The organism is Microcystis sp. BLCC-F209 (genome assembly GCF_041928595.1).
GTDB lineage: Bacteria > Cyanobacteriota > Cyanobacteriia > Cyanobacteriales > Microcystaceae > Microcystis.
The window spans coordinates 1-12,471 of record NZ_JBHFLL010000267.1 but is presented as its reverse complement, the minus strand read 5'-3'; the positions used below and the strand labels follow the sequence as shown (position 1 = coordinate 12,471).

Below are 12,471 nucleotides of genomic sequence, written 5' to 3'. Positions count from 1 at the left end.
AGACAGAACAGTATCAAGCTTTACCCGCTAAAGTTTCCCAACAAGTTTTAAGAGGATTAGACAAAAACTGGCAATCATTTTTTTGCCGCTTCATCGGAGTTTAAAAGTCACCCCGATAAATTTCTAGGAAAACCCAAAATTCCTGGCTATAAAGAGCCAAAAAAAGGAAGAAATCTCTTAGTTTACACGATTCAAGCTATAAGCAAAGTAGGTATTAGGCAAGGGTTAGTCAAACTATCAGGTACTTCAATTGCCTTGCCGACGAGAGTAGCAGAGCGCATAGCAGAAGTCAGAATAGTTCCTAAATGTGATTGTTATGTAATCGAGGTAATTTATGAGAAAACCGAACAGTTCTTAGCTCCTAATGAAAAGATAGCTGCGATAGATTTAGGCATAGATAATTTGATGGCTGTAACTTCAAATTAACCAGATTTTATCCCTTTGTTGATTAATGGCAGACCGTTAAAAAGCCTGAATCAATTTTATAACCAACGTCGAGCTAAGTTACAATCTCTGTTAAAAGGCAATCGTCAGAGTTCCCAGAGGATTCGCCGTTTAACCCGTTGCCGTAATCAGAAGATAGATAATTATCTTCACCGAGCTAGTCGTTATTTAGTCAATCTCTTAGTTGAGCAAGAGATAACAACTTTAGTAATTGGGAAAAATGACGGTTGGAAACAAGAAGTAAACTTAGGAAAAGTCAACAATCAAAAATTTGGAACCATCCCTCATGCTCGATTAATTGAGATGATTATTTATAAATGTCAATTAGAAGGAATCTCTGTGATTCTTCAAGAAGAATCCTATACTTCCGTTGCTAATTTTTTGAATGACGATCCTCTCCCTGTTTATGGACAGATAACTGAAAAGCCAGTGTTTTCAGGAAAAAGAATTAAGCGAGGGTTACATCGTACAGATAAGGGGATTCTGGTTCAATCTGATGTCATGGGTTCCTACAATATTTTACGAAAAGCATTCCCAAATGTGTTTAACCGCTATGGGATAGAGAGGTGCGTAGTTCACCCAAGGAGAATCAATCTCTCGAAGTAAAAGTGAAGGGAATTTCTGAAATGGAATTCAGTCTGTCTATATTTGACTATACTTTTACTAACTATATTTAATTGTGGTGTCTGGAGTAAGTCTCATGCTCAAATATCTGCCTGTTAAATTCCTGCGTTTTTTAGCGATTAGCTGTCTTGTCACGTTAATTTCTCTAGGATTTGACCGTTTACACCCCGTTAAAGCTAATCCCACCCTCATAGCTCAAAATGCTTGGGCCGGGGCCTCCTTCCCCGTGGAAAACTTTCAAACCTATACCTCCGGTTTCGGTTATCGTTTCTCTCCCATCGATGGTAGTCAACAATTTCATGCCGGGTTAGATCTGGCCGCACCCTTGGGCAGTTATATTCGCAATTGGTGGACCGGCAGAATCGTCGAATTATCCGATCATACAGGCTGTGGGACGATGATTAAGATGCAATCGGGTCAATGGACACATATTTATTGTCATCTCATGGGTTCGGTTCAATCCGACAGCCGCGGTACTTTTTTGATTGACAGGTCAGGAGGAATCGTCCTTACTCTCGGTCAGGATATACCGGCAGGGGCCCGCATGGCTAGAGTGGGAATGACAGGACGCACCACCGGACCACACCTGCACTGGGGACTGATGTACGGCAATCAATACGTTGACCCCGCTTTGGTTTTAAATGCTATGTACGGTTCTAATCCTTCCGGTAATACTTAAGAGGAAGGGGGAATTAGAGAATCTGCGATCGCATTCTGTTGAGAAAAAACATAGCTGCCCAGATTTAGTGAATAACGAGGGACACTGCTAAAATTAAGCTGATCGATTCAGGTATATCCAGATAAAATGCGAATATTAACCCTTGTACCGGGAGGAATTAGCAATCAACTGCTGTTTTTTCCCACTCTAGAAACCCTCCAGCAAACTTACCCCCAAGGTACCATCGATGTTTTGGTCGAACCTAGGGCAAAGGCTGCCTATCGTCTCTGTCCGCAGGTTAGGGAAGTGCTTTTATTTGACTATCGAGATCAGTACGGATTAGCGGATTATTTAAATATTTTGGGAGTAATTCGGGACCGGGAGTACGAAATCGCCATTAGTCTCACCAATCGTCCTGCTATCAATCTTTTACTCTGGTTAAATGGTGTTCCTAACCGTATAGGCTATGAAAATAATGGCAGCTGGTTCTTATCGCAACAAGTACCCCAGCCAACGGAAGGCTATCTAGGGGATAATTATCACGCACTGGTCAAAGGGTTAAAGATTGCCGCACCCTGTCCACCTTTAAAACTAACCTTGAATCGCGATGATATCGATTGGGCCGAAATGGAGCAGCAACGCCTCAATATCAAGGATAGCGGCTATATTCTCCTCTATGCCGGCGGTAGCGATCTCAGCATCAGCCAAGGACTGGAAACGCTTTATCCCCTAGAGAGTTGGCTAGAAATTATCCAAGGTATTCGCCATCAACAACCGGATTTGCCAATTGTCGCGATCCAGGGAGAATTGGATGAAGCTTGGGTTTTAGCCCTCAAAGCCATGGATAATAACTTAAAAGTGTCGAGAACGGGCGATATCGGTAAAATGGCGGCTATGATCGCCGGTGCTAATTTATTATTAGCTACCGAAAGTGTCCCTTTACAGTTAGCCGTGGCCGTGGGAACCTATACCCTCTCTCTGCTGGTTCCTTCGTTGTCTAAGAGAGTTTTACCGAGTGGGGGAGAGCTACATCGATATATTGAGGCTAATACGGGAAAAGTCGCCGATATTACTCCCGAAACTGTCCTGAAAAAGATTTGGGGCCGGTAAATAATCGGGTTTCGATCGCTTTTCTCTGGGATCGAAACCCGAAAAAAATCAGCATCAAAGCTCAATTTTGCGATTGAGATAACTGACTTTTCAAGGATTCTAGGGAGGCCCAACGACCATCGATGGCAGTCTTTTCCGGAAGGAGAAAATCGGGGGGTTGACAATTGGCTCCGCAGAGTTGACGGGGAGGTAAAGTTAGACATAACTGCTCGTATAACCACATTTGCGGGTCAAAATCCCCGTTAGGATCGAGGGTTTCCGAGAGGTCTTCGTAGGCTATTTCTCGCTCTAGAGGATAGGAGCTATCGTAGTCTTTATTTTTGTCTAGCCAGATTAATTCGGAAGTGTTTAATTGCAGACGATGATTATATTGTTGTAAACAGCGATCGCAGGTTAAGGTGACGATGGTTTCTGCTTTCACCGATACTTCCAAAAAATTCCCCCCATGTCTAACCAGCAAGGTTCCCCGCACCGGTGTCAAGGTTTCTAGACCGGGGATAAAATTATCGATGATGATCACTCTTTGTCGATCAGGAGATTTGAGGAGGTGGGGGATAAAAATAGTTTCCATAGATAACTCCTGTATCATTTATCGGTTATCGGGTGTCAACTGCGTTAGCGAGTAACGCCATCATAATTGCTCGGTGACAATCTTTCCTTTATTAGTTTATCGCAGCCCCGACCTCTAGAGACATAGACCGGTTCTAGGTTGTGGGAAGTGAGGTGTATTTTCAGTGAACAGTGAACAGTAAACAGTAATCAGTGAACTGAAAACTCACATCTGATAACTGATAACTGATAACTGATAACTGACTCCTGGATTTGACAGGCTGTCTGTTGATCGATCGAGAAAGTTTCCTCAGAATTGGGAGTATATGCACAAAGATACTCCTATGTCAACGGTTTTGAAAAATTTTCTTCCTCGCCTCGGTGGATTGGTTATGGTTGCACTGCTCTGCTCGCTTGTGCTGGGGGGATGGCCTCGGCAGGGAAAAGCGGCTCAATCAGTACATTTGTCCTATTGGATGCAATCAGGAATTGAACAACTAGAGGCGGGTAATTATCAGCAAGCTTTGCAGGATTTCAATCAGTCCCTCGAACAGGAAAATAACTTGGCCCTAGCCTACAGTAATCGCTGTTTAACTGAGATTTATTTACAGGATTATCTGCACGCGTGGCAGGACTGCACTCGCTCTTTACAACAGCAATCCGATAATTATCTAGCCTATTTCCATCGGGGTTTAGCTTTTTATCGTTTGGGAGATTATTCACAGGCGCTGACCGATTATAACCAGACTATCCAGCTAAAACCCACCTATTATCAAGCCTACTATAATCGGGGTTTAGTTCAGGCAGCCATGAAAAATTATCCCCTTGCCCTAGCCGATTTTAATCAATCCTTGCGTCAAATTACTAACCAACAACCCGACACTTTAGCCACTATTTATAATGATCGAGGTTTAGCTCATTTAGCCCTCCACAATTTTACCTCAGCTAAGGCGGATTTTCATCAAGCTCTCCGGTTAAATAAAAACAACGCCTCAGCCTACTATAATCTAGCTTGTACCGCTCACCAATTAGGTGAATACGAACGCTCAATCGCCGATTTAAATCGAGCGATTGCCATCGATCCTTTTTATGCCGATGCCTATATTAGAAGGGGATTACTGCGGCATCAATTGGGTTATTATCAATCGGCTTTAGCGGATTTAAATCAAGGAGCAAATCACCTCTATCACCAGGGATTGCACCAAAATTATCAGCAAATCCTCGCCCTCATCGAGCAGATTCACCAACAGTTACTTTCCTTACCATCTCCCATTGTTTAAAAGAGTGATCAATATTATAAAGGAAAGCGCTTCATGGCTGTGACGGCGAGACGGGCATTATCTTTAAGGACTTGGGAAACCCGGGGAATTTGGGGAATTTGCCAGAGAACATCGACGGTGCGCCGTAATAATCGCACTAGATCTCCCTCATCGAGGCTAGTATTTTCGCACAATTCCGGCCAGGATGTCCCCTGGGCCCAACGGGAGGCAATCCCCATCAGTTGGGTTTCTAACCAGACGGGAATAGTGATATCGTAGCGAGATTGAGCTTGATAGAGTAAACGGCGAACTTCTCGCAGACCGGGGGAATTTTCCTCTCCTTGTCGCAAAATATCGATAACTTCTGGCACAGGCGGGTAATTGCACCAAGTATCGGGGCGAGGGGGTTCCGTAATCATGGCGCTGATGGCGGCGGCTAGTTGGCTAGGAGTCAATCGGTCCAAATCTCCGGACATCATCGCTAATCCTAACCAGAGTTCATTTTCCCCGCGAATAGTGGCCGCCGCTTCTCCGAGGGGAGTGGGCAAATAACCATCTAATGCTTGGAATTCTCGCAAAATCTCGATTAGATTCAGAAATTCTTCCCAGTAGTAGGATTTGCGCGATTGTTGTTTCTGGTATTTAATCTGGGTCTTGTGTAACTTATCGCGAGCAAGCTCTCGATCGTAGTATAATTTCATCAATCGCCCCGGATTTTTGCGTTTTTGCAGGGGATGAGCGGCAATTTGACTATTGATAATTTCAACTCTTTGTGCTTGGGTTTCCAGTTCCGCCACCGGTGGGATGCCCTGCACTTGTTGGCGGATTAAATCGGCGATCGCCTGAGTATTTTCCTCACCCTTGCGCCACCCCCCTAAAGAGACTGCTTCTAGGGAAGGGGGTATCAGTTCGCCTAATTCCGCAGGAGCGAGAAAACCTCGATCGATCTCGCTAATATCGGCATAGGCGGCTAAATACCAGCGATTATCACTGCCTAAACACACAAGGGTTCGCACTTGACCGGCTCCGTGCAGGGTATTGACAAAGATAGCGGGGACGGGGACGGGAACCTTAATATGTTTGCCCTTGAGATGGAGGATAGTTCCGACGGGAATATTCGGCAATTTTAGATGTATTTCCTGTCTTTTCTGTGCTTCTGCCTGACTAGCGAGGATTTTATACAGTCTTTCTTCTTCCCGCAGTTTTTCCCGTAGCTTTTCGTAACTGAAGACCTGCTCTCGTTCGATACCGGCTAACTCCATATCCAACTTAGCCAATTCGGTGGTTAAGGCGGTAATCTGTTGTCGTTCGGGGCTTAACTTCAAACGAGCGAGATATTCGGCGAAACTGCGCTCTAAGAGGTCTTTGGCCTCCTCTAGACTGTGTTTTTGCAGGAGATTTAACACCATGCCGTAACTGGGCGCAAAACAGCTTTGTAGGGGTTCCGGTTGAGCGGTGGCCAGAAAAGCCGCTTCTTTTGCCCCTTCAAAGGGCGTTTGTACTGTCACCACATGGCCCACCGCGTCCATTCCCCGGCGACCGGCCCGGCCGGCAATCTGGACAAATTCCGAGGGAGTCAGCATACTATGACCATCATCGGTGCGTTTGGACAGGGCCGAGATAACGGTGGTGCGGGCGGGCATATTAATCCCGGCCGAGAGGGTAGCGGTGGCAAAAACCACCTTAATTAAACCAGCTTCAAAAAGTTGTTCGACTAATTCTTTCCAGAGGGGTAAAATCCCGGCATGGTGAACACCACAGCCCCGGGTGAGGGGTTCCACTTGGTCGGCGCGCACCAATTGGGAAGCACTGGCTAGGAATTCAAACAGTTGATTTTTCGTCTCGGGGTCGGCGGTTAAGAGGCTGAGGAGTTGCTCGTCGGACTGGGGGTTATTAGCGAAAAAAGCCAGTAATTTTTGCTGTAGGGGCGGATTTTCGACGGCAAAGAAGGAAAGGGCGAGTTCTTGCAGATTGGGATTATCTTCTAGGAAGAAAATGAGTAAACGGTAGTAAATAGCTCTAGCTTCTTCTGGATTAACGAGATTGAGGTTTTTTAGCTCTCGAATCGCCTGATCGCAACCTTTGCGGCTGAAAATGACGTAAATAGCTGGGAGCATATCCTTGTCCCGCAGAGTGGTGACAATCGAGGCGATAGTGGGACAATCTTCTCGTTTTAAGCGCCTGGAGCTGCCCCGAGGGGCTTTAGGACGCAGTTTCGGGTTAACTTTGCTCTGTTTTGGGTCGAGCAGCGGGAATAATCCCTCTTTATTGACGAAATAAAAGCGCAGGGGGACGGGACGAAAATCGGAGTTAATTAGCTCGCAGCTGGAGGTCTGTTTATTGTCGCCGGATTGGGGCAGTTGCCGCACCCAGTTAATCCAGTCGGTGAGTTCCCCCGGGTTGCCGATGGTGGCGGAGAGGGCGACTAATTGGATACTAGGGGGACAGTAGATAATCGATTCTTCCCAAACGGTGCCGCGACCTCGATCGCTGATATAGTGACATTCATCGAGAACCAGGGTTTCCACGTTTTCTAGGGAAGTGCCTACCTGACCGATCGGGGTTTGGTAGAGCATATTGCGAAAAATTTCTGTAGTCATGACTACAATTAACGCTGAGGGATTGATCACCACATCGCCGGTAATTAATCCCACTTCCGCAAACAGCAGCGGGGAATCCTCATCGCCATCGGTGGGGGTACGACCGAATTTTTCTTGAAAATCCCGGAATTTTTGGTTAGAAAGAGCTTTCAGGGGAGTGGTGTAGAAAACCCGTTTGCCCCTTTGTAGGGCGCGATAGATAGCATATTCTCCGATTAAAGTTTTGCCGGAACCGGTGGGAGCGCAGACCACCACTGATTTACCAGCAGCGAGAGCGGCGATCGCCGATTGCTGGAAGTCGTCGAGTTTAAAGGGAAAAATGGTTTTGGGATCCAAAGAAGTAGGGTTGAGGGACTCTTTCACGTCAAGTCTAAGAGGAGAAATTTTTTTAATTGTGGCTATTCTGACTGGCTTTTTTTATTCTAGTCGAAAAAAGCAGACTTCTAGAAACTGGGGACAGCTTGACCTTTACCATGGTTATGATCAATGACTTTCTCTCACCACTATCTTGCCATGGCATTAAAGCAGCTGCCCAGACTAGGTAACAAATCATTTAATTATTCTAAGCTATTTAGGCAATTATTTTTACCTGCCTTTATTTTTGGGACTAGATTTTCTTTTTGGCAGTGTTTTTGCTTTGATCGTGGGGTATTTCTCCTAGACATTTTGGCGAGGGTGATTGCTTCTTTGACGGGTTACAGCCCTGGTATCTTCGGTTTACTGGAAGGAGATAAAGGTGTATATTTAACGCAAAGTTAATATAAAAACTAGGGAAATTATTTGGGGATATTTAGAAGATATAAGTCGTCAATTAGTTCAAAAAACTTTGAGCAAGTTTACCCATTGTTTACCGACAATAAGTCGTTACTTCCACAGAATTTTCCGAGTCATATAAGACAGTAATTTCCAGTAAAAATCATCGAGCAGTAGGAAAATAAATTAGTCATACTAAATCCTGTTTAAAAAGTATAGGAGAGTGGGGTGGTGGCTCTCCCAGCTTTGGTGGGTAAAATGTATTCTAAGATACATTTCTCCTAGCAAGGGGGTGGAACGAACCACAAAGACACAAAGGACACAAAGATCGATCGATCCTATGTCAATTAAACTTATCACACAGAACCTAGAAGAGTGGGGTGGTCACTGCGTGCGCGTTGCGGGGGGAAGTGAGGTGTGGGTAGAAACAATTCATAACTTGAGAGTTAATCACACTATTAAAAACAGATTTTGTGTCAAACTAATCCTATTAAAAGATTAAATAATACCCTTCGTCAACGGCTCTCCCGGTGGGTGAGAGAGAGTCTATCGTTCTCTAAAAAAATCGAGAATCACTTTGGGAATGCCCAATTAGCAAAGGTGGGAGCTATCACCACTAGAATAAAAGGCTCTCCTCGACTTTGTGTGATAATCAGTGCGGATCATTCGCAGGAGTCTTGGCACAAGGCTTTAAAGACTATGTTTCCAGAAAATTATCGGCTGTATCTCCTATTTGTGACTTTCCCTCACCTATAGGTGAGCAGCAGAAGTTATTCAAAGAGGGCGAATGCAATTCGCCCCTACAATAACATTATTGCGCCAATGGTAGGGGCGCACTGCCTGCGCCCAAAATGTCCTCTAGATATTTCGACAAAATTGAGATGCACCCAAATTATCCCTATTCTTCTTCCTTCCACACAAACACCAGAAGAGCCGAATAAAATCACTACCCACCTGAGAATCTGGGCAAAGTTTGCGGAAGTGAAAATATTTATGTGGCAGATTTGTCCGCAGCCCCGCGGCCCAGGGTTAGTCCCCAAATGACAGCCTATTTAATCGGTTATCATCTGGCAACTCAACTCTGCAAAAAAAACTGAATAAGTGGCTAAATCTGAAGGAGTTAGAAAGCTCGAACAAAATCGAGTTATACTTCATCTATATTAGAAACTTTGTAAATAAGATTATCTTATTTACACTCGTGGTCCCTAGAGGTTGTCGAACAGAAACAAATGCAGATTCAGGAAAAAATCAGCGAAATAGCCGCTCAAACAGCGAAAGCGATCGAACTTTCTCAAAATTATTTACTTTCTACCCAACACCCTCAGGGTTACTGGTGGGCAGAATTAGAATCTAATGTCACCATCACCTCAGAAGCAATTTTACTGCACAAAATCTGGAAAACTGACAAAAATCGCCCCCTAGACAAAGCTGCCACCTATCTACGTCAGCAACAGTGTCCTAACGGCGCTTGGGAGTTATTTTATGGCGATGGTGGCGATCTTAGCACCACTGTGGAAGCCTACATGGGGCTGCGACTATTGGGAATTCCCGTTAATGATCCTGCTATAGAAAAAGCTAGAGAATTTATCTTAGCTAAAGGTGGCATCAGTAAAACCCGCATTTTCACCAAAATGCACCTCGCTTTGATTGGTTGTTATGATTGGCAGGGGGTTCCCTCTATCCCTGCTTGGATTATGCTACTGCCGGAAAATTTCCCTTTTACTATCTATGAAATGTCCAGTTGGGCGCGGGGAAGTACGGTTCCTTTATTAATTGTTTTCGATAAAAAACCTGTGTATAAAATGGGTTTTAATCTCGAGGAACTCTATACAGAAGGGGTAAATAATGTCAAGTATGAGTTACCAAAAAATAACAATTGGTCAGATGTTTTTCTCTGGTTAGATGGGCTGTTTAAATGGGCAGAAAAAACTAATTTGGTTCCCTTCCGTCAAGAAAGTCTGAAAGCGGCGGAAAAATGGGTAATTGAACGACAGGAAGACACGGGGGATTGGGGGGGAATTATCCCGGCGATGTTAAATTCCCTGTTAGCTTTAAAAGCCCTAGATTATGATGTTGACGATCCGATTGTTGCCCGGGGTTTAAAAGCGGTGGATAATTTTGGTATTGAGACCGATAATACCTATTGTGTACAGCCCTGTGTGTCGCCGGTTTGGGATACGGCTTGGGTAATTCGATCGCTAATTGAATCCAGTCTAAATCCCGCTCATCCAGCTATGATTAAAGCGGGACAATGGTTAATAGATCAACAAATTCTTGATTATGGCGATTGGGCGATTAAAAATAAAATCGGAACCCCCGGTGGTTGGGCTTTTGAATTTGACAATCGCTGGTATCCCGATTTAGACGATTCGGCAGTGGTGGTGATGGCTTTAGAGTTAATTAAAATGCCCGATGAAAAGATTAAAAAAAGCGTGATGAAACGGGCAGTTAATTGGATGGCTACTATGCAGTGTAAAGCTGGTGGTTGGGGAGCTTTTGACATCGATAACGATCAAAACTGGCTTAATTCTTTGCCCTATGCCGATCTAAAAGCAATGATCGATCCTAATACGGCTGATGTTACTGCCAGAGTTCTAGAAATGTTAGGCACTTGTGATGTCAAAATGGAGGAAAATCGAGTTAAAAAAGCTTTGGATTATCTGGAAAAAGAACAGGAAGCTGATGGTAGTTGGTTTGGTCGTTGGGGTGTAAATTATATTTATGGAACCAGTGGGGCGTTATCTGCTTTGGCTTTTCTGGAACCGAATCAATATCGCCAGCAATTGCAAAAAGGAGCCAATTGGTTAAGCAGTTGTCAAAATGTTGATGGTGGTTGGGGTGAAACCTGTTTTAGTTACAATAACCCTAAATTTAAAGGACAGGGAAATAGTACCGCTTCCCAAACTGCTTGGGCATTAATCGGTTTATTAGCCGTCGGGAAAGTCACCGGTAATTATCAGCGAGAAGTGATTGAAAAGGGTGTTAACTATCTTCTTGTTACCCAAAAAGAAAATGGTACATGGGATGAAGATTACTTCACTGGTACAGGTTTTCCCTGTCATTTTTACCTGAAATATCATTTCTATCAGCAGTATTTTCCTTTACTGGCTTTGGGGCGTTATCGGGCTTTGATTTAGTCTGTTAACCTATGCGTTAAGACAGGAAATAAATTTAACTGTCTAGCGCATTTTTTATGTCTAACTAGGAAGAAATAAATCAGGAGATATATTTAAAAAATTGGCTAATTTTTGAATATAGATAGGGGTTAACTCTTGCTGCCCATCAAGAATATCATCCAGGGTTGACTTACTTTCAAAAATAGATAGCAAATCTTGCTTTTGTAGGTTTCTTTCCTCTAATATAAATTTCAACAATTCAAGTCCATAAATATCAGGTATTGGCTCTTGATTTTCCTCGTACTCATAAATTAAAGACCCTAAAAGATTTAGATATTCCCTTTCTTCTACCGTTAATTGGGGTTTGTCTAAAAGGCGATTAATAACCTCCTGCATCATTTCTAAGTCTTCCTCATTGTGAATAGGACGAGGAGGGTATTGCTTTAATAATTCTAAGTATTTATCAGTGGCAAACATAAAGATAACTCTAATTTTATGGTTTAAATAGGGGTGACTGAAGGAGATACAAAATTTTTAGTTAATAATTTATAGTTTTCATAAGTGGGTGGGTGGAATTAAATATAAGATAAACGTAGGTTGGGTTGAAGCATGAAACCCAACGCCCGCATGGGTTACGCTACCGCTAACCCATCCTACAAATAATTTTTCCTCCCTACTTATTTGGAGATTCAGAGATTTAGATCAATATTTATTGAACCACGAATCTTTTTTCCATTGGTTTTTATTATATTCAGCATGGGTTAGTATTTTTCTAATGAAAACATTTCTATGTTGAAAATCAACATAAGTTATTAGTCGATAGTTGTTGCCGCAAATGTTGAATACTATAAAATTACCCACTAAGTCAGCCGAAGAAAAATCCTGACGAATATCTTGGAAACTTTGCCATTTTGCTTGACTAACTTGCTTGTACCAATAACGTAAACCAGCCTGAGCCTCTGGATGAGTTTCCCAAAAAATTCTTAAGGTGGCTCTTGAAATAATATGCATAATTTTTTATTAATCTTTTAAGTTTTATTTTCATGACGAATAATCTCCTTGTTTGCTTGCTTGCTTGCTAGTATAGCAAACTGCGAAGCCTCTAGTCAAGTATTTTAATTTCTCTGATAAACCGCATCCACAGGGAACCCCGTAGTTTGGCTTTTTCGGCTACGATCCTTGCATAGCAATACTTTTAAGGCTTAATGGCTAATGGCTGGGAGCATCTCACTTACGCGATAAGTAATTATACTTAGCCTAAAAGCCACTCTTAATCGTGTCTTGGAACGAAATAGAGGCTTTTAAAGACTGCGTACATGGAGAATTAAAACAAGAATTACCCTCGAAAAGCCTATTTT

The 12,471-nt window shown here is 43.3% G+C and carries 10 protein-coding genes and 1 pseudogene; 7 read left to right on the top strand and 4 right to left on the bottom strand.

Features of this window, described 5'->3' with window-relative positions:
• Positions 1–444: 444 nt before the first annotated feature.
• From ACE1AQ_RS16950 to ACE1AQ_RS16940, 3 genes are all read left to right on the top strand, one after another.
• A complete protein-coding gene (locus ACE1AQ_RS16950) occupies positions 445–1,050 on the top strand; it encodes an IS200/IS605 family accessory protein TnpB-related protein (RefSeq protein WP_374808850.1) in 606 nt (201 codons plus the stop codon).
• Positions 1,051–1,144: 94 nt separating this feature from the next.
• A complete protein-coding gene (locus ACE1AQ_RS16945; protein WP_110546011.1) occupies positions 1,145–1,747 on the top strand; it encodes a M23 family metallopeptidase in 603 nt (200 codons plus the stop codon).
• Positions 1,748–1,873: 126 nt separating this feature from the next.
• Entirely contained in the window at positions 1,874–2,836 is a 963-nt protein-coding gene (locus ACE1AQ_RS16940) for a glycosyltransferase family 9 protein (RefSeq protein ID WP_008200671.1), read from the top strand.
• 61 nt (positions 2,837–2,897) lie between these two features.
• On the opposite strand, the gene ACE1AQ_RS16935 is transcribed toward ACE1AQ_RS16940, so the two are convergent.
• The gene (locus ACE1AQ_RS16935) at positions 2,898–3,407 is read right to left on the bottom strand and encodes a DUF177 domain-containing protein (protein ID WP_002737400.1); all 510 of its coding nucleotides are present in this window, start codon (positions 3,405–3,407) and stop codon (positions 2,898–2,900) included.
• Positions 3,408–3,711: 304 nt separating this feature from the next.
• On the opposite strand from ACE1AQ_RS16935, the gene ACE1AQ_RS16930 reads away from it, so the two are divergent.
• A complete protein-coding gene (locus tag ACE1AQ_RS16930) occupies positions 3,712–4,665 on the top strand; it encodes a tetratricopeptide repeat protein (RefSeq protein ID WP_110546010.1) in 954 nt (317 codons plus the stop codon).
• Between the two features lie 14 nt (positions 4,666–4,679).
• On the opposite strand, the gene ACE1AQ_RS16925 is transcribed toward ACE1AQ_RS16930, so the two are convergent.
• A complete protein-coding gene (locus tag ACE1AQ_RS16925) occupies positions 4,680–7,607 on the bottom strand; it encodes an RNA helicase (protein ID WP_008200667.1) in 2,928 nt (975 codons plus the stop codon).
• A 123-nt stretch (positions 7,608–7,730) separates the two neighbouring features.
• On the opposite strand from ACE1AQ_RS16925, the gene ACE1AQ_RS16920 reads away from it, so the two are divergent.
• The 3 genes and pseudogenes from ACE1AQ_RS16920 to shc all read left to right on the top strand — a co-directional run bounded on the left by ACE1AQ_RS16920 (position 7,731) and on the right by shc (position 11,134).
• Positions 7,731–8,003, top strand: coding sequence for a hypothetical protein (locus tag ACE1AQ_RS16920; protein WP_106908287.1), 273 nt, complete (start codon positions 7,731–7,733; stop codon positions 8,001–8,003).
• A 474-nt stretch (positions 8,004–8,477) separates the two neighbouring features.
• Positions 8,478–8,573 (top strand): annotated as a pseudogene (locus ACE1AQ_RS16915) (IS1 family transposase); the annotation flags it as partial.
• A 653-nt stretch (positions 8,574–9,226) separates the two neighbouring features.
• Positions 9,227–11,134, top strand: a complete 1,908-nt coding sequence (gene shc, locus ACE1AQ_RS16910; protein ID WP_110546008.1) for a squalene--hopene cyclase — start codon at positions 9,227–9,229, stop codon at positions 11,132–11,134.
• 60 nt (positions 11,135–11,194) lie between these two features.
• On the opposite strand, the gene ACE1AQ_RS16905 is transcribed toward shc, so the two are convergent.
• Together ACE1AQ_RS16905 and ACE1AQ_RS16900 are read right to left on the bottom strand one after the other, a co-directional pair.
• On the bottom strand, positions 11,195–11,590 hold the full coding sequence (locus tag ACE1AQ_RS16905) for a type II toxin-antitoxin system HigA family antitoxin (protein ID WP_008200665.1): 396 nt from the start codon (positions 11,588–11,590) through the stop codon (positions 11,195–11,197).
• 225 nt (positions 11,591–11,815) lie between these two features.
• Positions 11,816–12,124: a type II toxin-antitoxin system HigB family toxin gene (locus ACE1AQ_RS16900; RefSeq protein WP_008200663.1), complete on the bottom strand. Its 309-nt coding sequence runs from the start codon at positions 12,122–12,124 to the stop codon at positions 11,816–11,818.
• Between the last annotated feature and the right edge of the window lie 347 nt (positions 12,125–12,471).

Coding starts and splice junctions, on each gene's coding strand:
- ACE1AQ_RS16935 (WP_002737400.1), bottom strand. CDS start 3,407: ATGGAAACTATTTTTATCCCCCACCTCCTCAAATCTCCTGATCGACAA.
- ACE1AQ_RS16920 (WP_106908287.1), top strand. CDS start 7,731: ATGACTTTCTCTCACCACTATCTTGCCATGGCATTAAAGCAGCTGCCC.
- ACE1AQ_RS16940 (WP_008200671.1), top strand. CDS start 1,874: ATGCGAATATTAACCCTTGTACCGGGAGGAATTAGCAATCAACTGCTG.
- shc (WP_110546008.1), top strand. CDS start 9,227: ATGCAGATTCAGGAAAAAATCAGCGAAATAGCCGCTCAAACAGCGAAA.
- ACE1AQ_RS16900 (WP_008200663.1), bottom strand. CDS start 12,124: ATGCATATTATTTCAAGAGCCACCTTAAGAATTTTTTGGGAAACTCAT.
- ACE1AQ_RS16930 (WP_110546010.1), top strand. CDS start 3,712: ATGCACAAAGATACTCCTATGTCAACGGTTTTGAAAAATTTTCTTCCT.
- ACE1AQ_RS16945 (WP_110546011.1), top strand. CDS start 1,145: ATGCTCAAATATCTGCCTGTTAAATTCCTGCGTTTTTTAGCGATTAGC.
- ACE1AQ_RS16905 (WP_008200665.1), bottom strand. CDS start 11,590: ATGTTTGCCACTGATAAATACTTAGAATTATTAAAGCAATACCCTCCT.